Source organism: Mucilaginibacter gossypii (assembly GCF_900100945.1).
GTDB classification, from domain to species: domain Bacteria; phylum Bacteroidota; class Bacteroidia; order Sphingobacteriales; family Sphingobacteriaceae; genus Mucilaginibacter; species Mucilaginibacter gossypii.
In genome coordinates, this window is the sequence record NZ_FNCG01000003.1 from 616,241 (window position 1) to 635,460 (window position 19,220).

The 19,220-nt window shown below is 43.1% G+C and carries 17 protein-coding genes; 7 read left to right on the top strand and 10 right to left on the bottom strand.

Annotation, left to right across the window (positions count from 1 at the left end):
• The first annotated feature begins 7 nt into the window (after positions 1-7).
• Both BLS28_RS08805 and corA read left to right on the top strand, forming a co-directional pair.
• Positions 8-619: a WbqC family protein gene (locus BLS28_RS08805; RefSeq protein WP_091164834.1), complete on the top strand. Its 612-nt coding sequence runs from the start codon at positions 8-10 to the stop codon at positions 617-619.
• A complete protein-coding gene (gene corA / locus BLS28_RS08810; RefSeq protein WP_091164835.1) occupies positions 620-1,744 on the top strand; it encodes a magnesium/cobalt transporter CorA in 1,125 nt (374 codons plus the stop codon).
• A 46-nt stretch (positions 1,745-1,790) separates the two neighbouring features.
• On the opposite strand, the gene BLS28_RS08815 is transcribed toward corA, so the two are convergent.
• Positions 1,791-2,054 (bottom strand): DUF3820 family protein, encoded by a 264-nt coding sequence (locus BLS28_RS08815; protein WP_091164837.1) that lies wholly within the window; start codon positions 2,052-2,054, stop codon positions 1,791-1,793.
• A 37-nt stretch (positions 2,055-2,091) separates the two neighbouring features.
• The gene (locus BLS28_RS08820; RefSeq protein ID WP_091164841.1) at positions 2,092-3,027 is read right to left on the bottom strand and encodes an MBL fold metallo-hydrolase; all 936 of its coding nucleotides are present in this window, start codon (positions 3,025-3,027) and stop codon (positions 2,092-2,094) included.
• Between the two features lie 163 nt (positions 3,028-3,190).
• On the opposite strand from BLS28_RS08820, the gene BLS28_RS08825 reads away from it, so the two are divergent.
• The gene (locus BLS28_RS08825) at positions 3,191-3,430 is read left to right on the top strand and encodes a hypothetical protein (protein ID WP_091164845.1); all 240 of its coding nucleotides are present in this window, start codon (positions 3,191-3,193) and stop codon (positions 3,428-3,430) included.
• Positions 3,431-3,482: 52 nt separating this feature from the next.
• Here BLS28_RS08825 and BLS28_RS08830 read toward each other — a convergent pair whose 3' ends face one another.
• From BLS28_RS08830 to BLS28_RS08860, 7 genes are all read right to left on the bottom strand, one after another.
• Entirely contained in the window at positions 3,483-4,793 is a 1,311-nt protein-coding gene (locus BLS28_RS08830; protein ID WP_091164847.1) for an MFS transporter, read from the bottom strand.
• 19 nt (positions 4,794-4,812) lie between these two features.
• Positions 4,813-5,475 (bottom strand): bifunctional 4-hydroxy-2-oxoglutarate aldolase/2-dehydro-3-deoxy-phosphogluconate aldolase, encoded by a 663-nt coding sequence (locus BLS28_RS08835; protein WP_091164848.1) that lies wholly within the window; start codon positions 5,473-5,475, stop codon positions 4,813-4,815.
• The gene (locus BLS28_RS08840; RefSeq protein ID WP_091164849.1) at positions 5,472-6,503 is read right to left on the bottom strand and encodes a sugar kinase; all 1,032 of its coding nucleotides are present in this window, start codon (positions 6,501-6,503) and stop codon (positions 5,472-5,474) included. Before BLS28_RS08840 ends, BLS28_RS08835 begins: the two co-directional genes overlap by 4 nt.
• On the bottom strand, positions 6,504-7,904 hold the full coding sequence (uxaC, locus tag BLS28_RS08845; RefSeq protein WP_091164850.1) for a glucuronate isomerase: 1,401 nt from the start codon (positions 7,902-7,904) through the stop codon (positions 6,504-6,506).
• 209 nt (positions 7,905-8,113) lie between these two features.
• A complete protein-coding gene (locus BLS28_RS08850; protein ID WP_091164853.1) occupies positions 8,114-9,820 on the bottom strand; it encodes a sodium/sugar symporter in 1,707 nt (568 codons plus the stop codon).
• A 48-nt stretch (positions 9,821-9,868) separates the two neighbouring features.
• Positions 9,869-11,194, bottom strand: coding sequence for a xylose isomerase (gene xylA, locus BLS28_RS08855; RefSeq protein WP_091164857.1), 1,326 nt, complete (start codon positions 11,192-11,194; stop codon positions 9,869-9,871).
• A 111-nt stretch (positions 11,195-11,305) separates the two neighbouring features.
• Positions 11,306-12,781 carry a xylulokinase gene (locus BLS28_RS08860; protein WP_091164861.1) on the bottom strand — a complete coding sequence of 492 codons (1,476 nt, stop codon included), beginning with the start codon at positions 12,779-12,781 and terminating at the stop codon, positions 11,306-11,308.
• 130 nt (positions 12,782-12,911) lie between these two features.
• Between BLS28_RS08860 and BLS28_RS08865 the strand changes: the two genes are divergently transcribed.
• The 4 genes from BLS28_RS08865 to BLS28_RS08880 all read left to right on the top strand — a co-directional run bounded on the left by BLS28_RS08865 (position 12,912) and on the right by BLS28_RS08880 (position 17,712).
• Entirely contained in the window at positions 12,912-13,949 is a 1,038-nt protein-coding gene (locus BLS28_RS08865; protein WP_091164875.1) for a LacI family DNA-binding transcriptional regulator, read from the top strand.
• A 284-nt stretch (positions 13,950-14,233) separates the two neighbouring features.
• Complete coding sequence (locus BLS28_RS08870; protein WP_091164876.1) at positions 14,234-15,556, top strand: cytochrome ubiquinol oxidase subunit I; 1,323 nt, start codon at positions 14,234-14,236, stop codon at positions 15,554-15,556.
• A complete protein-coding gene (locus BLS28_RS08875; protein ID WP_369596622.1) occupies positions 15,553-16,566 on the top strand; it encodes a cytochrome d ubiquinol oxidase subunit II in 1,014 nt (337 codons plus the stop codon). Before BLS28_RS08870 ends, BLS28_RS08875 begins: the two co-directional genes overlap by 4 nt.
• 117 nt (positions 16,567-16,683) lie before the next feature.
• Entirely contained in the window at positions 16,684-17,712 is a 1,029-nt protein-coding gene (locus tag BLS28_RS08880) for a GntR family transcriptional regulator (RefSeq protein WP_091164877.1), read from the top strand.
• A gap of 106 nt (positions 17,713-17,818) precedes the next feature.
• On the opposite strand, the gene BLS28_RS08885 is transcribed toward BLS28_RS08880, so the two are convergent.
• Positions 17,819-19,180: a 3-keto-disaccharide hydrolase gene (locus BLS28_RS08885; protein ID WP_091164879.1), complete on the bottom strand. Its 1,362-nt coding sequence runs from the start codon at positions 19,178-19,180 to the stop codon at positions 17,819-17,821.
• Between the last annotated feature and the right edge of the window lie 40 nt (positions 19,181-19,220).

The window sequence follows — 19,220 nt, forward strand, 5'->3', positions numbered from 1 at the left end:
AAAATATATGATTGAAAAAGGCGCTGTGTTACCTATGTTTTATCTTCCACCGGTCGACTATTTTGTACAGTTAAATATGTACAAGCCTGATATACTGATAGAAAGAGAAGAGCATTTCCCCAAACAAACTTATCGCAACCGGGCTAATATCTACTCGCCCGATGGGGTACTGGCATTGGTGGTGCCGGTAATAAAAGGTTCAAAAAACCATACTAAAGTTAAAGATGTAAAAATCAGCTACGATTTTATGTGGCAGCGCCTGCACTGGCAAAGCTTGCAGGCCTGTTATCGCCGTTCGGCTTATTTTGAATTTTATGAAGATGATTTAGCGCCTTTTTATGAAAAACAAATCACCTATTTGTTTGATTATAATCAGGAGCTTTTGAACCTGCTGCTCAAGCTTACTAAAATAAAAACAGAACTAAATTATACGGATGAATACCAGGCCGAATATCCTAACCTGCACGATTTTCGGTTTTCTATTCATCCTAAAAAAGAAAGCGAAATGCAGCAGAAACCATATTTCCAGGTATTTGAAGACCGACGGGGCTTTATGAAAAACCTGAGTATTATTGACCTGCTGTTTAACCAGGGCCCGCAAACCATAAACTATTTGTAGATGAATGGCAACTTTAAACGCCTGCGCCTTAAAAAACACAAACACGCAGGAAATGTAGGTGACAGACCGGGTACTATCAGGGTAGCCGATGATGCACTGAAACCCATTATATCCGTTTACTCATATAATAAAGATGAGTTGGTAACCTGTGAGGGAAAGGATATCAAAACAGCATTAAAACAGCTCAATAAATGTGACAATCATACCCATTGGATCAAGATTAATGGGTTAGGCGATGCCTCGCTGATTGAGCAAATTGGTGAGCATTGCAGTATAAATGCCCTGGTTTTGGAGGATATTGCCAATACGCACCAGCGCCCCAAATTTGATGAATACGAGGATTATGCCTTTTGTACCAGCCGCATCGTTCAATTTAACAAGGATAACGAGATCATTAACTGCCAGTTTTCGGCTATCATAAAAGATAATATCATCATTAGTTTTGAGGAGGATCACACCGAGCGCTTTGACGCCGTAAAAGCCCGTTTGAAAGCCGGAAAGGGTGCTATCCGTACCGCGGGACCCGGATATATGTGTTATGCGCTTACTGACACTATAATTGATACCTACTTTGTGCTGCTTGCCGAAATTGGCGATCATTTGGATGCCCTTGAAGATAAGCTTTACCTGAGCGCCGATAAAACCATCATGTTTAATGCCCAGCAGCTAAAACGTACGCTCATTGTTGTACGCCGTGCCAGCTGGCCCGAGCGGGATAAGATCAATGACATGATCAGGTCTGAAAGTCCGCTGATAACGTCGGAAGTTAAATTGTTTTTACGCGACGCTTACGACCATTGCATCCAGGCTATGGATCTCATTGAAAATTATAAGGAGGTAACATCAAGCATCATCGATCTGTACCTATCCATGGTAAGTAACCGCATGAACGAGATCATGAAGGTGCTTACCATTATTTCGGTGATTTTCATTCCGCTTACTTTTATTGCGGGCATTTACGGCATGAATTTTTCGCGCCAGGATGATAAAGGCCATATCCTTCCGGATAACATGCCCGAATTGTACTGGCACCATGGTTACATTTATGCTATCGTGTTTATGTTTTTGATAGCCTTAATACAGGTGTTTGTATTTTGGAAAAAGGGTTGGTTTAACAGGCTATAAGCTCCCCGCCCCCTAAAGGGGAGAAAAAAGGAGTTATTGAACAAGCTTACAAAGCACCCCCTTTACGGGGCCGGGCGGCTTGAACTTGTTTCTTTACCATATACAGGATCTCACCCAGCCCATTTGTTTTGATCTCAAATGTGGTTGAAAGCAACATCCCCATTTTATCTTTACTAAAACCCTTGCCCGCCATCCATTCCAGGTATGATACCGGGATATCGGCTATAATAGTGCCTTTATATTTACCGTAAGGCATTTTGGTTTGTACAATATCAATGAGGATCTTTGGATCTGGCTTTAAATTTTCCACGCGGTAAAGGTAAGCACAAACCGATGGGATTCTGCTCCTATTCCTGCAATCCTTTTATAATAAAAAATGTTGCGAGTGCAGCTGCGACGCCAACTGTTGCTTTTAAAATACTGCTGCTTATATAAGGCGGGATATAGGTCACGCCCATTTCATCGGCAACAGCCGGATGCCCCACATAGCGGCCTTTTACAGGTATTGCTACCTGCTCAAAGTTATCGGCCAGTTCATGTAATTGATCATGCAGCTCACGGCCGCGCATTACGGGGCCATGACCTGCCGCTACTGTGCGTGGTTCAAGCGCGGCAAGCCTTCGTACTGATTGGGCAGCAGCTTCCCAGTCGGTAGTGAAATACCTCGGCGGGCCGGTTAACTTTTTAAGCGAACTAAATGAATAGAAAGCTGATTCGGCCTTGGTAGTTGAAAACGCATCCCCGGCTATTAAGGTCGAATTTATTGGCAAAAACAGCGAAATATGGCCCGGCGTATGTCCCGGTGTGTGAATGATCTTCCATTCGGGCAGTTCTGGAATCCCTTCCTCCATATCGATGGTTTTTACTTTAGTACCGAGGTTAATGGGGGATGTTGGGAAAAATACCGACAGTAAGCTCATCAGCCCGTCGGTCAGTGATGGATCAGCCGGCGGATATGATGACAGGCCTGTTAGGTAAGGCAATTCAAGTGCGTGGGCATAAACAGGTACATTCCAAATCTCCAAAAGTTCTGCCAATCCTCCCGAGTGGTCGGCATGTCCATGTGTGAGCACAATAGCGGCAGGCCTGGTTCCCGGGCCAAAAAGCTCTTCGGCCATGGCAATGATTTTTTTTGCCGAACCTTTTAAGCCCGTATCAACCAAAACCCAGCCTTTGGCAGCACCGGGACGGTTGGCGATCATGTAAACATTAACAAATAATAGTTTAGTTCCCCATACCCTTTGCGATACCTGGAAATATTTTGTACTGAGCCTTCTGTTCATGGTTTATAATTATTAACAAAACGTAACTCTTGTATTAAAAGTTTTAGCTGCTTAAATTTAAACACAATTTTATCAGTCTAAAACAAATAACATGGCCTTCGGCTTAACACCAGCGCAAACAGAAACTGCCAGAACTATGTTAGGTTAGTAAACTATAAACACTATGAAACAACAATTTGATGCCACGCTTACGGGGACCGATAGCATTATTGAAGGTACAGCGCAACAGGTGACCTGGGCCGGTTATGCCAATGCATATGAGTTTAAATCGATAGATGGCACACTACATTTAGTAATTGTCAAAGACCAGGATGGCGAATGGATCAGGATTGATGGTACAGAGCCTTACCTTTCGAGCTGGATTGATGAACTGGCCGAACAGGCAGTAAGCCACTCTTTATAAAAAAAGGAAGCCGGATCATTTGCCCCGGCTTCCTTCGTTATATTTCATATGATTAATCCAATTCAATTGGTTTCATTTTAGGCACCAGGAAATGCATAATGAGCCAGGCTAAAATGTAAGCGCTTCCGCAAACAAAGAACATAATATAATAGGCTATCTCAATTTTACCGATTGACCGGTAATACACAAACAGGTTTTTTTGCACGGCAAGCGACAGGAATACACCACCGATAGAACCGAACATGCCACCTAAGCCCGTTACCGAACCAATAGTGCGTTTTGGGAACATATCCGAAACTGTGGTGAATATATTAGCGCTCCATGCTTGGTGCGCCGATGCTGCTATCCCTATCACTATAACAGCAAGCCACATATTAACACCACCCAGAATTTGCGCAAATATGATTGGTATTACCGCCAGTGCGTAGATAAACATAGATGTTTTACGGGCTTTAAATACAGGCCAATCCTTTTTAATAAGGTTCATAGGCAACCAACCGCCGCCAACACTCCCAAAGGTAGACATGGTATAAACCAACGCAACGGGAATGGCTATTTCTGTGCCCTTTAAATGATACTGGCTTTCCAAAAAATCGGGGAGCCAGAACAGGTAAAACCACCATATAGGGTCGGTAAGGAATTTACCTATAACAAATGCCCACGTTTGCTTAAACGAAAGCAGCTTGCCCCAAGATATTTTCTTTTGCTCAACTGGCTGTAAAGCTTCAGTTTGACTGTCATGATCACTGTTGATGTAATCAAGCTCGGCTTTTGATACCTTGCTATGCTTTGAAGGTGCGCGATAAATTACCTGCCATAATACAAGCCATATAAAACCGATTGAGCCGGTTATGATAAATGCCCAGCGCCATCCCCAGGCAGCTGCTATAAACGGAACCGTTAAAGGGGCAACTATAGCACCTATATTTGCACCAGAGTTAAATATCCCCGTAGCAAATGCACGTTCTTTTTTAGGAAACCACTCGGCCACTGTTTTAATGGCTGCAGGAAAATTTCCCGCTTCACTAAGACCCAATGCAGAACGCACTACGCCGAAACCAAAGGTGCCGCCAACAAAAGCGTGGCACACCGCCGAAATACTCCATAGTAGTGTTGAAAGGAAATAGCCGAGTTTGGTGCCTATCTTATCGATGATCCGTCCGGCAGCCAGCAAACCTATTGAATAAGCTATTTTAAAAGCAATCTCAATATTGGCATAATCGCCATCATTCCACTTAAACTCCTTGGTAAGGTCTGATTTAAGCAAACTGATTACCGCCCGGTCAAGGTAATTAACGGTTGTTGCGAAAAACACCAGCGAGCAGATCACCCAGCGGTAGTTTCCAACTTTTTCTTCTCTCATTATAATTTAGGTTAACTGGCTATTTAATGGTTTGTACTATTTCAAGCAGCTTCAGGGTATCGTTATACAGTTTATCGTACTCCTGGTTTTCCAGTACGCTTTTGCTGATTAGTTTACTGCCCATGCCCACGGCGCATACCCCTGCTTTAAACCAGGTACTGATGCTGTCATGGTTCAAATCAACCCCACCTGTTGGCATGAACAACTGACCGGCAAACAAATCCCTGATTGAGGATACAAACTCAGGCCCCAGTATATTGGCCGGGAATATTTTTATCAGCGCAGCCGCGTTTTGTTGAGCTGTGTAAATTTCGGTTGGTGTCATACAGCCAGGAATCCATAACAAGTTGTGCTGCGCTGCCAGTTTGCCAACCTCGGGATTAACAATCGGTGATACGATAAAATCAGCTCCGGCAGCAATAAAAGCTTCAGCTTCCTGAACACTTTTGATGGTACCGATACCTAATTCCAGGCCCGGCATTTCGCCGTTTGCAAGGGCTTGTTTTAAAACCTTGAAGTTTTCGAGGGCGGCTGCACCGCGGTTGGTATATTCAAATACCCTAATGCCAGCTTTATAAAGCGTGCGGGTTATTTGCAGGCTTACTTCCGGGTCTTTATAAAAGAACAGCGGTAATGTACCCTGCTTTAATATCGCGTCAAGTACTATATCTTTTTTACTCATTGTTTCATTGTGTTATAAATTTGATCAACTCTTTTGGTGGTCGCATCGCCTTCAATAAATAGCTTCTCGAATGCGGCTGCCGTTGCAAAGTCCAGCAATTGCTGCGGATCTTGCTTGTTATAAAAGCCGTAAATAAGCCCGGCCATAAAGCAATCGCCGCTGCCAACTTTGTCAACCACGGTTTCGGTAGTATAGGTTGGGGAGTGATAAAAGCGGTTACCTGTATAAAGCGAAGTATAATATTCAACGCCTTTGCCTGCATCAAAGCGGAAGGTATTGGCAACAGCCCGGCAGCGCGGGTAGGCATCCATGATCCTTTCAGACGAATAAAGCCCTTCTTTCAGGTAAATACTTTGCTGGCCCGATTCATGCATATCTGGCGTAACGGGAATACCAAGCATGGTTTCTTCGGCCCAAACATTACCCATAATGATATCGGCATATTGTACCAGTTTCGGCATGATCTCTACCGGCTTTTTACCGTACTGCCATAATTTGGGGCGATAATTAAGATCGACAGATATGGTGATATGTTTTTTGCTTGCTGCTTGTAAAACTTCTTCGCAAACATCGGCTGCAAGCTGATTCAAGGCCGGACAAATCGCACTGAAATGAAACCAGCTTACACCTTCCAAAACAACATCCCAGTTAACCATACCCGGTTTGAGGTCGGCAAAGGACGAGCCTGCACGGTCATATACAATGGCATTGTTCTTTACATCCTTACCACGGGTAAGATAATAAAGACCTATTCTGTTACCACTATGATGTATTGCTGATGTGTCGATACTTTTGCTTTCCAGGTAACTGATAATCTGTTCGGATAAGGCATTATCAGGCAAAGCGGTAAAATATTTTATTGGCTGCTCCCAAAGGGCTAAAGCATTGGCTACGTTAAGCTCGGCACCACCCATAAAAAATGGCAGCTTGTTGCTTTTTAACCATTGCCCTTCGCCGTCCGGGCACATGCGTAATAATAATTCGCCGAACGACAGGATGCTTCCCTTTGTATTTTCTATATTGCTCATTTAAAAATTGAAATAGTTTTTGGCGTTAAAATAGCAAATATCGCTCACGATCTTTCCTGTCCATTCAATATCGTTTGGTAATTCGCCGTTTTCAATGTCGTCACCCAACAAGTTACAAAGCAACCTGCGGAAATACTCATGCCTCGGGAATGACATAAAGCTCCTCGAATCGGTAAGCATCCCAACCAAACGGCTCAGCAGGCCCATGTTTGATAAAGCGTTTAATTGCTTGATCATGCCATCTTTTTGATCCAAAAACCACCAGGCCGATCCAAACTGCATTTTGCCGGCTACCGAACCGTCGTTATAGTTGCCCACCATAGTAGCAAACAACTCGTTATCGGCAGGGTTAAGGTTATAAATAATGGTTTTGGCTAACTGGTTAGTGGTATCCAATCTGTTCAGGAATTTGGATAATGCCCTGCCTTGTGCAAAATCGCCTATAGAATCCCAGCCGGTATCAGGCCCCAGATTGGTTAAAGCACGCGCATTGTTATTACGCAATGCACCAAGGTGGAATTGTTGTACCCAGCCTTTTTCATGATCCCAAATGGCAAAGTAATACAACATGGCCGATTTAAATTTCAGGATTTCCAAAGGCAACAACACTTCGCTGTTCCTTATTTTGGTAAAGATGGTAGCTATCTCTGCGTCGGTATAATCTTCGGCATAAATTTGCTCCAGTCCGTGATCTGATAATTTGCAGCCGTTTTCGGCGAAGTAATCGTGTCTTGCTTTTAAGGCCGAAAGATATTCATCAATGTTAGATATGGATACATTTGCCACTGATTCCAGTTGGTCAATGTATTTGTTGAGCCCGGCAATGTCATCGGCGTTCATAGCTTTATCGGGGCGGTAGGCCGGCAATACTTTCACGCTGTATCCATCCTGTTTCAGTTTCTGATGATGGCTAAGGTTATCCAACGGATCATCAGTAGTACCCACAACCTCTACATTTTTACTTTTTAAAATATTACGGATGCTGAACTCCGGCGATTGCAGTTTTTCGTTGCACTGGGCATATATTTTTTGTGCCGACGCTGGCGAAAGCAATTCATTTATGCCAAAATAACGCTGCAATTCAAGGTGTGTCCAATGGTATAGCGGGTTTCTCAAAGTGTAAGGAACCGTAGCAGCCCATTGCATAAACTTTTCTTCGTCGGTTTTATTACCTGTGATATAGGCTTCATTAACACCATTTGCCCGCATAGCGCGCCATTTGTAATGATCGCCATAAAGCCAGATCTGGGTTATGTTTTTAAAATTGATATCATCAGCAATCTGATCTGGCGGCAGGTGGCAATGATAATCAATAATGGGCTGATGGCTGGCGAACTCATGATATAAGCGCTGCGCCGTTTTTGTTTGAAGTAAAAAATCCTGATCTAAAAAATTCTTCATTGGTTATTGACAGATATATACCGGAGTTAGCGGTATAGTAGTTTATACTTGTAAGCGGCAAATTACACATCATACGGGCAAGTTGGAAGTAATAAGCCTAAACAATCCACGCAAACGTTTTCGTTGAGACGTAAAAACAACTACTATGAAGCAAAAAGGCGATGAGGTTATCACCCCATCGCCTTTTTTATCTATTGGTGAAATTTCTGCTACCAGAAAATCGAGTACAATGCAACCACAATACCTGTTACAATTAAGGCGCCTGCTAAAAATCCTCTCGAAGTTTTAAACATTGAGCCATCAATTTCGAGGCCGTTTGTTGTAACGCCCCTGGCCTGGTCAATTTTTGAAATAATGTACATACCGATAACGCACAGGATAAATACAAAACCCATACGGTCAAGGAAAGGGATTTCATATAACTTCGTTACTTTATCATCCTGCAAGGCTAATTTTGAGAAGCCATACGGCGACAGGAAGCTCAGGTCAATAAACTTTGGACAAAGTTTAAAGAAACATGAGAAAATGAAACCGCCAATAGTTGCAAATAAAGCCGCATTTGAAGTAGCTTTTTTCCAGAAGAAACCAAGGATAAACATGGCAAAGATACCCGGAGACACGAAGCCCGTATATTCCTGGATATACTGGAAGCCCTGCTTACCTTCGCCCATTAATGCTTTACCAATAAGCTCAGATAACAGGATACCTAACAATAAGGCAACAAGTACCGAGATTTTACCCAGGTTAACCAGTTTCTTATCGGTAGCTTCAGGATTGATTGCTTTTTTGTAAATATCCAACGTAAAGATGGTAGCGATACTGTTTGCTTTACCCGCTAACGACGCTACAATAGCAGCCGTTAACGCAGCGAATGAAAGGCCTTTTAAGCCGCTTGGCAATAAGTTTAATAATGATGGATACGCTTTGTTAGGATCCAAAACTCCGGATGAACTCGCCATTTCCTGGTGGAACATACCTTTTTGATATAAAAGGTATGCCGCAATACCAGGCAGCACCACAATAACAGGCATCAGCAACTTAAGGAAAGCTGCAAACAGGATACCGCCACGGGCGGTTTTAAGGTTTGCGCCCAAAGCTCTTTGGGTAATATACTGGTTACAGCCCCAATAGTTAAGGTTAGTGATCCACATGCCGCCTATCAGAACAGATAAACCAGGCAGATCCATGTAATTTGGATTATCCTTTTTAAAGATCATATGGAAGTGATCCGTAGCTTCGCTATGCAGGATCTTGAAACCATTGAGCAAGCCTGTTGTACCTTCTTTTTCGCTTAACAAAGTAAGTGCAAGGTAAGATGCCATTAAACCACCCAATATCAATACCGCTACCTGGATTACGTCGGTATAGCCGATAACCTTCATACCGCCCAGTGTAATAACTGCCGAGAATATGGCCAACAGCCAGATACACAAGTGAATATCAAGACCTGAAATACCGCTGACAGCTAATGCACCGAGGTAAAGGATTGACATTAAGTTAACCACAATGTACAGCAACAGCCAAAATATGGCCATGATCATGGCTACTGTTCCGTTATACCGCTGATGCAGGAACTGCGGCATGGTAAAGATCTTATTTTTAAGATATACCGGGATAAAGAAAACCGCCACAATGATGAGGGTGATAGCGGCCATCCACTCGTAAGTAGATATGGCTAAGCCCATTTTAAACGCAGACCCACTTGTACCTATAAATTGTTCGGCAGAGATATTTGAGGCGATGAGCGATGCTCCGATAGCCCACCAGGTTAACGACCCTTCGGCCAAAAAATAGTCTTTTGAGGTGGCATCGGCGTTGTGTTTACGCTTATACACCCACCAGCCGTAACTGGCAACAATTATAAAGTAGATAAAGAAAACAGCATAATCGCCATTTGAAAGGGTTTTGAGGTTCATTGTTTTGGTTTGTCTTTGGGTTTAATATGTATGATTGACAATTATAAACTATATATATCGATTTATCAAATTTTCGATGTATTCTTGTTTACCGCTTGTCACTTTAGGTTCGCCGTTAGCTATCGCATAGTTACGCAAATCTTCCAAAGAAACCTTACCCTCTTCAAAATCTTTCCCGGTGCCGGCATCAAATGACGCATACCTGTCGGTACGTAATTTTTTGTATTCTGATTTTTGCAGGATATTATCAGCTGTTACCAATGCCCTTGCAAAAAGGTCCATACCACCAATGTGTGCATAAAACAAATCAGCAGGATCAGTAGAGTTACGGCGGATCTTGGCATCAAAGTTAATACCACCACCCTGGAAGCCGCCTGCTTCAAGAATAATCAGCATACATTCTGTCACTTCATTGATATCATTCGGGAACTGGTCTGTATCCCAGCCATTCTGTGAATCACCGCGGTTAGCATCTATCGAACCTAATAAACCCGAATCGGCAGCTACCTGAAGCTCATGTTGGAAAGTGTGGCCTGCTAAAGTAGCGTGGTTAACTTCAAGGTTCAGTTTAAAATCATTGATCAGGTCGTATTTCTGCAAGAAGCCCAGTACGGTTGCTGCATCATAATCATACTGGTGCTTGGTTGGCTCACATGGTTTAGGCTCGATGAAGAAAGTGCCTTTAAAGCCTTGTTTGCGCGCGTAATCTTTAGACGCGTGTAAAAACCGAGCTAAATGCTCCTGCTCGCGTTTCATATTGGTGTTGAGCAGACTCATGTAACCTTCGCGACCACCCCAGAAAACATAGTTTTCGCCACCTAATGCAATAGTTGCATCCATAGCAGCCTTAACCTGCGCACCGGCATGCGCCAATACATGAAAATCGGGGTTGGTTGATGCTCCGTTCATATAACGTTTGTGGCTGAACAGGTTCGCAGTACCCCAAAGCAGTTTTACCCCGCTGGCAGCCTGTTTTTGTTTGGCATAATCAACCAAAGCCTGCAAACGACGATCATTTTCGGCAACATCATTGCCATAGTCAACCACGTCAACGTCGTGGAAACAGTAGTAAGGCAGGTTCATTTTGGTCAAGAACTCAAACGCTGCATCCATTTTGTCTTTAGCGCGCTCAACAGCGTCAGCTTTTTCATCCCATGGGAAAACGTGCGTAGCACCGCCAAACGGATCGGCACCGTTACCGCAGAACGAATGCCAGTAAGCACCTGCAAAACGTAAATGGTCTTTCATTGTTTTGCCTGCCACCACCCTGTCCGCGTCATACCAGCGAAACGCCAGCGGGTTGTCTGATTCAAGACCTTCAAATTTTATCTGGCCTATTTCTTTGAAAAATTCTTTTTCGCCTGTTACTATCATTTTAATTATTGAATTAGTGAGTTATTGAATTAGTGATTTTTTTATTGGGCAATTGTTTAATTATTTATTTGGATACACGGGCAACACCTTTCGCCTTTAACCTTTTCCCTTTCACCTCAGTTTCGCTTCTAAAAGGGCTTTCCACTCCTGGTAAACGGGCTCAAACTGGTCGGTTGTTGGTTCAACCAGTTTAATGGCTTTGATATTGCTGAATGCCTCGGCCGGTGATTTGAAGATGCCTGCGCCTATACCTGCGCCTAAGGCAGCGCCTACACTTCCGTCGTTATTATAGAGCTCGACAGGAACGCCTGTGGCATTTACAAAAGTTTGGGTAAACAGATCGCTCAGGAAAAGGTTGCTTTTGCCCGCACGGATCACAGTAGGGTTCATACCATTGCCGCGCATAATGTCAAAGCCATAACGAAACGACGAGGCTATCCCCTCCTGCACAGCCCTGAAAATATGTGCCGGTGTATGCAGGTTAAGGTCGATATTTTGAAAATGCGCGCCTACCTGCTTATTATTTAACATACGCTCGGCACCATTGCCAAAAGGCAGTACCTGTAGGCCTTCGCTGCCCAAAGGGGCTTTTTCAGCTTCGGCATTCATTTGGTTATAGCTATAGCCCGTACCGAACGTGTTTTTTACCCAGCGATATAAGCTTCCGGTTCCGTTAATACAAAGCAACACACCAAGTCTTTTCTGTTCGGTGGCATAATTAACGTGTGCGAAGGTGTTAATGCGCGATTGTTGATCATAAACCAATTGATCGTTTACTCCATATATAACGCCCGATGTGCCAGCAGTAGCAGCTACTTCGCCGGGATTTAGTACATTTAACGATAAGGCATTGTTGGGCTGATCTCCTGATTTATAGGTAACAGGAATGCCTGCTTTTAAATTCAGTTTTTCGGCGACTGATGCCTGCAAACTTCCGTGCGATGAAAATACAGGATTAATAACCGGAAACAGGCTTTCGTCAAAACCAAAATAATTGATGATCTCTTTGGAGATGCCATTGGTTTTGAAATCAAAAAACACCCCTTCAGATAATGCCGATACAGATGTGGTGATCTCGCCGGTAAGCTTCATGGCGATATAATCACCAGGCAGCATGATCTTATCTATTTTACTGTAGATCTCCGGTTCGTTCTCTTTTACCCAGGCCAGTTTTGAGGCCGTAAAGTTGCCCGGCGAATTGAGTAGATGAGATAAGCAATGTTCTTCGCCAATTGTAGCAAAAGCTTTATCGCCAATTTCAACGGCGCGGCTATCGCACCATATAATACTATCACGAAGTACGTTTTGATTTTTATCAACAAGTACAAGGCCGTGCATTTGGTAAGCGATACCAATGGCAGCTATATCTTTTGAGTTGTAACCTCCCTTAGCATGACAGCGCTCCAATGCTTTGTGCGCCTGCTCCCACCACATTGAGGGAGATTGTTCGGCCCAGCCGGGATGCAAGGCTTTAATTGGCGACTCCTGGTCAGGGTATTGTGCCGAAGCGATTGTATTTTGCGTTGCGGCGTCAACAACACTTACTTTTACCGACGAAGTACCTATATCGATCCCTAATAACAGCATAGCCTATTCAGATTTTTGTATGATTTTTTGGTTGTATTTATTAATTGGTAACTTAACGCAACGAAAATAAAGAAATAAATAAAAATTGCAATCGATTGCGTAAAATATTTTTTCCAATTTGCACGCTATAATGAAGAAAGTTAAACGCACCACCATTTATGACATTGCCGCAAAGCTCGGCATAACCGCGTCTTCCGTATCAAGAGCGCTGAATAACAGTAGCCAGGTGAACGAAAAAACCAGGGAGCTGATTATCAAAACCGCCGATGAGCTCAATTATAAACGCAACACCCTTGCCTCCAACCTGCGCAAAGGACATTCAAAAACTATTGGCGTAGTGGTGCCGCGGATAAACCAGAACTTTTTCAGTAACGTGATAGCCGGCATTGAGGAAACAACCTATCAAAAAGGATATAACCTCATCATATGTCAGTCGGGCGAGGTGCATGATAAGGAAATTCAATGTGTAAATACGCTCATTAATCAGCATGTGGATTGTATAGTGATCTCGGTATCGGCCGATAGCTATGATTACCAGCACCTGCAAAATGTGCTCGACCATGGCATTCAGCTGATCCAGTTTGACCGTGTTGCTGAAGAACTGGAAACGCTTAAAGTGATCAACGACAACGAACAGGCTTCATTTGAAGCGGTATCGCACCTGATAGAAAACGGCTATAAACGTATCGCTTTACTTGAAGGCCCCCAAAATCTCAACATTTTTCGCCAGCGAAAAAACGGGTACCTAAGGGCATTAGAAACGCATAAGGTGAAAGTGATTGACGAACTGGTGGTTGAAAATGCATGGACAAAGGAGCTTGGTGCCGAAGCTACCCGTAAGCTGCTTAACCTCCCCCACCCGCCGGATGCAATATTTGCCTCTACGTCTGATTTTTCGGCCTTAGGTGTTTTGGAGGTAGCCAATGTTATGAATATCAAGGTACCTTCAGAGTTAGGTATTTGCGGTTACTCTAATGAAGCTTTTACAGAGATTACCAGTCCATCGATAACCACTATAGATCAGTTTAGCGTTTATATGGGCAAAACCATTGGCAACCTGTTTTTCCAGGAGATTGCCAACGTCGAGGTTTCGGTTAAACCCAAGATTATCAGTATTAAGCCTGAGTTGATTATAAGGGGATCGACGAAAAAGAACAGCTCGCTCTAACCCCCTCTAACTAGGGCAAGCATAAAGTGAAGGCTACTTGTGCCGCGGCTTAGCAGCACAAATAGTTTTCGTTAATAGTCGGCCCTCCATACTTGCGCCAGTAAAAAGCATTGTCGTTTCTCTCTAGCAGTGAACACTGTGTTTGTAAATTTTTACTAAATTATCCTCATTAATACAACACTCGTCGGATAGAAAACATATTTTAAATTCAATATCGATAAGCATTTAGTTACAGATTTGTTACATTAAGCTTTAATTTCAACCATTATTTAAGTGTAACACATATGGATGATTTTTTAGCGGCCAGATCCCAAATGGCCTTATCGTTAGGTTTTCATATCATATACTCCTGTATCGGCATGGTGATGCCGGTTTTTATGGCGATATCACATTATAAATGGATCAAAACCCAGGACCCGGTTTATAAAAACATCACTGTAGCCTGGAGTAAAGGCGTGGCCATATTTTTTGCCACCGGCGCGGTATCCGGCACCATGCTCTCTTTTGAGCTCGGCTTACTTTGGCCCGGCTTCATGAAACACGCCGGACCGATCTTCGGGATGCCGTTTTCGTTAGAAGGCGTCGCCTTTTTCATCGAAGCTATAGCACTTGGCTTATTCCTTTATGGCTGGAACAAATTAAATAACTGGGTACATTGGACAGCCGGGGTTATTGTCGGTATAAGCGGCGTTGCATCAGGTATCCTCGTAGTGTCAGCCAATTCCTGGATGAACAGCCCTTCCGGTTTCGATTTTGTGAACGGACAGTATATCAATATTGATCCCATAAAAGCAATGTTCAATAAAGCCTGGTTTTCAGAATCATTGCATATGATTATAGCCGCCTTTTCGGCAACAGGTTTTGCAGTGGCCGGGATCCATGCGCTCATGATCTACCGTAAAAAGAATATCGCTTTCCATACTAAGGCGTTTAAAATAGCTATCATCTTTGGGGCAGCCGCAGCTATTTTACAACCTTTCAGCGGCGACTTATCAGCCAAAAACGCAGCTAAACGCCAGCCTGCAAAACTGGCCGCAATGGAAGCTTATTTCCACACCCAGGAATACGCACCGCTGGTTATCGGTGGTATTCCTGATACCGCTGCAAAAAAAGTGAATTACGGTTTAGAGATCCCCGGCCTGTTAAGCTTTTTAGTGCATGACAATTTTAAAACACAGGTAAACGGGTTGGATAAAATCCCTGTTAAAAACCAGCCGCCAGTGGCTGTTACTCATTACGCATTCCAGATTATGGTGGGTATAGGCGTTTTGATGATGCTGATGGGGGGCATTTATTTTTACGAGCTCTGGAAAAAGAAGGACCTGCTCTCTAAACCATGGTTCCTGAAAACTTTTATCTGGGCGACACCACTTGGTTTTATAGCCCTTGAAGCCGGATGGACGGTGACCGAGGTTGGCCGCCAGCCATGGATCATACAAGGTGTTATGCGTACCAGCGAGGCAGTTACGCCAATGCCAGGTATCCAATATTCGTTTTACCTGTTCAGCTTTATTTATTTTTCGCTGAGTGTAGCTGTTATATTTTTATTAAAAAGGCAAATCCAGATGGTGCCTGAATTGTATGACCGTAAAACTGCCCAGCCATGATGTTATATATTGTAATTCTTTTTCTTTTTGCGGCTATCACCCTCTACTTTTTATTGGGCGGAGCTGACTTCGGTGCTGGCATTATCGAGCTTTTTACATCAACTGACAATAAACACCGCACCCGCAATATCATGTACCAGGCTATCGGCCCAATTTGGGAGGCCAATCACATGTGGCTGATCATTACAGTGGTAGTACTTTTTGTAGGATTTCCGGTTATTTATAGTGAAATGTGCATTTACCTGCATATTCCCTTACTGGTAATGCTGCTTGGAGTAATAGCCCGGGGCACCGCATTTTCGTTCCGTAATTATGACGCCATTAAAGACGAAAAAACACAGGCATTTTATACGCATATATTCGTTTATTCAAGTTTTGTTACACCATTGTTCCTGGGTATCATTGCAGGCAGTGCCCTATCCGGGCAGATTGATCCTAAAGCCACTGATTTTCTGCACGCTTACATCTTTAGCTGGTTTAACTGGTTTTCAGTATCTGTTGGCTTTTTTACCGTGGCACTATGCGGTTTCCTTGCAGCTATTTATATAGTTGGTGAAACGGAAGATGTTGACGAAATTAAACGCTACATCCGTAAGGCAAAGATTATGAACATAGCCGCCGTGATATGTGGTGCATTGGTGTTCTTAGCTTCTCATTTTGAGCACGTTCACCTGGCCAGCTGGATTTTTGGCAACCCCGTAAGCTTAGTTTCGGTAATTGCTGCAACCATTTCATTGGTAGTGCTTTATCTGATTATATCACACCGCAGAAACAGGCAATGGATCAGGGTGCTTGCTGCCTTCCAGGTGTGTATGATATTGATATCGGTAGGGTTTTCGCGCTTCCCGAGGTTCGTTATTTTTAAGGATGGCAGTTCTATGTCTTTACTTACCGAACATGCCAATAGCAATAGTATCGATGACCTGGGGATTGGTTTATTGGTGGGTAGCTTGTTTATATTGCCGGCGCTGGGCTATTTGTATTATGCGTTTAAAAAGAAAGACCGTTGATTTTTTTGATCACGCTGATTTCGTTGATTTGATTATAATATTTATTTGCAAAGCTTAACCGTCTTTATCTGTCTTGTTTAAAAGACGAGATGTGCTGTCAAATATTACATTTGTGTTGTGAAGAATTATTTAAAGATCCTGTCAATCGACGAATATTCCATTACGCCTAAGTACCTGCAACTCTCCAATGCTATTATCAGGGCCATTGAAAGCGGGCAGATTGTAAAGGATGATATGCTCCCTTCAATCAATGATCTCAGCTATGCACTGGATACTTCCCGCAATACCATTGAGCGCGTTTATAAGGAACTGAAGGAAAAAGGCATAGTAAGCTCGGTTCCGGGAAAAGGCTTTTTTATTTCCAATACCGATTTTCAGAAGCCACTTAAGATCTTCCTACTGTTCAACAAACTCAGCGCGCACAAGAAAATTATTTATGATGCCTTTGTTGCTACTATCGACGAGCAGGCTGCTATAGATTTTTATATCTACAACAACGATTTTTACTTTTTTAAAAAGATCATTGCCGAAAGTATCCAGAGCGATTATGCCAAATACATCATTATCCCACATTTTTTAGATAATGAAACCAAGGCTCATGAAATTATCAATACCATCCCTAAAGACAAGCTGATTTTACTGGACAACCTTGTACCTGGTGTAAACGGTAAATTTGCTGCTATATATGAGAATTTTGCGACCGACGTTTATGAGGCGTTGAAGAGCATGTTGGATAGCCTCAGTAAATACCATACGCTCAAGCTGATTTTCCCCGGCAAAACCTATCACTCTAAAGAGATTATGAAGGGCTTCCTGAATTTTTGCAGGCAGTATGCTTTTGAATACGGTATAGTTGAAACGTTATCTACAGAAACTATACAGAAAAATACCGTATATATCAGCCTTACAGAGGACGACCTGGTTGAACTTATTAAAAAGATCATCGCCTCCGATTTAAAAGTGGCTAAGGACGTTGGCGTGATATCCTATAACGAAACGGCGCTTAAAGAGATCATTCTTGACGGCATCACTACCATCTCAACCGATTTTAAATTGATGGGCAGCAAAACTGCCGAGTTTGCGCTGAATAACTGCCACGAGCATTTCGCTGTGCCGTTTACAGTGCGATTGAGAAGCTCGTTGTAACCCCCTACCCCCTAAAGGGGGAACGATAGTTTAAAAGTAACGATGATTGAAGACTTGCGAAGTTTTAAAACTTCGCAAGTCTGGATTTTAGCATATTATGTGCTGTTTACTTCAACTCCTTAACCTTAATACTCCTGAAAAACACTTCATTGCCATGATCTTGTAGTAATAAATGCCCTTCAGCGGCTTCGCCAAAGTTTTTCCAGATTTTGTACTTACTGATTGCTACCAGGTCGCGGAAAGTTTTTGAACCGCGTTCGTATTCCAGTACTTTAACACCGTTCAGGTAGTGCTCAACATGGTTGTTTGGATATACTACCACACGACCAGTATTCCAGGCACCTATCGGGTGTACAAAACGTTCTTGTTTATTGGCTTTGATAAGGTCATACAACGAGGCTAATGTACGGTCGCCATCGCGGCCAAGTTTGGCATCGGGGTGCAGTTTATCATCAAGTACCTGGTACTCCAAGCCAATAGCCGACCCTTTGGTAACTTCAGACAGGGTGACAAAATATTTGACACCGCTATTAGCACCCGGAGTAAGCTTAAACTCAAACGACAGGTCAAAAGCGCTATAATTATCATTGGTTACGATATCGCCGCCGCCTGATTCTTCTTGTCCTGCAGATGGCAGCACGTGCATAGTGCCGTTAGCATATTCCCAGCCTTTTTCAGGAAAACCTTTGAGGGTTGCACCGCGCCAGCCGGTATTGGTTTTGCCATCATATAATAACTTCCAGCCATTTGCTTTTTCGGCCGCTGTTAAGCTGTTTGGTGTAAGGTTAACAACATACACATCCTTTGGAAAAGGGGTGGCTTTTAAATTATTGGTCTTTAGATTAATATTCTTAAAGTATACCTTTTTGCCTGCCTGTTTTTCCTCACTTACCGCATGCACCTGTAAACCTATAAAGCCTTTGCTATCGATAGTATCAACAACATCGCTTGCAGGGACACCATTTACCCATGTCTTCATTTCGTTGCCGATACATTCAATTTTAATGTGATTGTATTCGCCTACTTTAAATGCATCTTTGGCTTTAGGGTTCAGATCAAGCGGATAAAGCCAATCGCGACGGCCTTCGTCATAAATACCACCAGTCCATTTGCGTGAGGACGGGTCTATTTCAAATTGCCTGCCATAAACTTTTCCTTTGCCCTTATTACCGGCCGGGTCGTAATGGCTGCGGGTTTGCACGCCCGAATTACTCAACTCACTTTCAATTTTTGCATCCAACTCTAATATAAAATTACCGTATTCCTTTTCGGTAACTAAAAATGAATTGCCCGAGTTGAGTACAGTAGTGCCTACTATAGCGCCGTCTTCTACTTTATAATCGGCATTGCCGGCAAGCTTTTTCCAGCCTTTAAGAGTTTTACCATCAAACAGTTTGGTTTGCGCGCTTACTGGGCTATATGCCGTTGACGCCAAAAGCATAATTGCAGGGTAGATTATTTTTTTCATATTTGATATTTTCTTGTTTGATTAAAAATATGTCATTGCG

What these genes read in the sequence shown, in the direction of transcription:
- BLS28_RS08865 (WP_091164875.1), top strand. Translation starts at nt 12,912, where the DNA reads ATGAAGAAAGTTAAACGCACCACCATTTATGACATTGCCGCAAAGCTC.
- BLS28_RS08850 (WP_091164853.1), bottom strand. Translation starts at nt 9,820, where the DNA reads ATGAACCTCAAAACCCTTTCAAATGGCGATTATGCTGTTTTCTTTATC.
- xylA (WP_091164857.1), bottom strand. Translation starts at nt 11,194, where the DNA reads ATGATAGTAACAGGCGAAAAAGAATTTTTCAAAGAAATAGGCCAGATA.
- BLS28_RS08875 (WP_369596622.1), top strand. Translation starts at nt 15,553, where the DNA reads ATGATGTTATATATTGTAATTCTTTTTCTTTTTGCGGCTATCACCCTC.
- BLS28_RS08840 (WP_091164849.1), bottom strand. Translation starts at nt 6,503, where the DNA reads ATGAGCAATATAGAAAATACAAAGGGAAGCATCCTGTCGTTCGGCGAA.
- BLS28_RS08825 (WP_091164845.1), top strand. Translation starts at nt 3,191, where the DNA reads ATGAAACAACAATTTGATGCCACGCTTACGGGGACCGATAGCATTATT.
- BLS28_RS08805 (WP_091164834.1), top strand. Translation starts at nt 8, where the DNA reads ATGATTGAAAAAGGCGCTGTGTTACCTATGTTTTATCTTCCACCGGTC.
- BLS28_RS08835 (WP_091164848.1), bottom strand. Translation starts at nt 5,475, where the DNA reads ATGAGTAAAAAAGATATAGTACTTGACGCGATATTAAAGCAGGGTACA.
- BLS28_RS08820 (WP_091164841.1), bottom strand. Translation starts at nt 3,027, where the DNA reads ATGAACAGAAGGCTCAGTACAAAATATTTCCAGGTATCGCAAAGGGTA.
- corA (WP_091164835.1), top strand. Translation starts at nt 620, where the DNA reads ATGAATGGCAACTTTAAACGCCTGCGCCTTAAAAAACACAAACACGCA.
- BLS28_RS08830 (WP_091164847.1), bottom strand. Translation starts at nt 4,793, where the DNA reads ATGAGAGAAGAAAAAGTTGGAAACTACCGCTGGGTGATCTGCTCGCTG.
- BLS28_RS08885 (WP_091164879.1), bottom strand. Translation starts at nt 19,180, where the DNA reads ATGAAAAAAATAATCTACCCTGCAATTATGCTTTTGGCGTCAACGGCA.
- BLS28_RS08870 (WP_091164876.1), top strand. Translation starts at nt 14,234, where the DNA reads ATGGATGATTTTTTAGCGGCCAGATCCCAAATGGCCTTATCGTTAGGT.
- uxaC (WP_091164850.1), bottom strand. Translation starts at nt 7,904, where the DNA reads ATGAAGAATTTTTTAGATCAGGATTTTTTACTTCAAACAAAAACGGCG.
- BLS28_RS08860 (WP_091164861.1), bottom strand. Translation starts at nt 12,781, where the DNA reads ATGCTGTTATTAGGGATCGATATAGGTACTTCGTCGGTAAAAGTAAGT.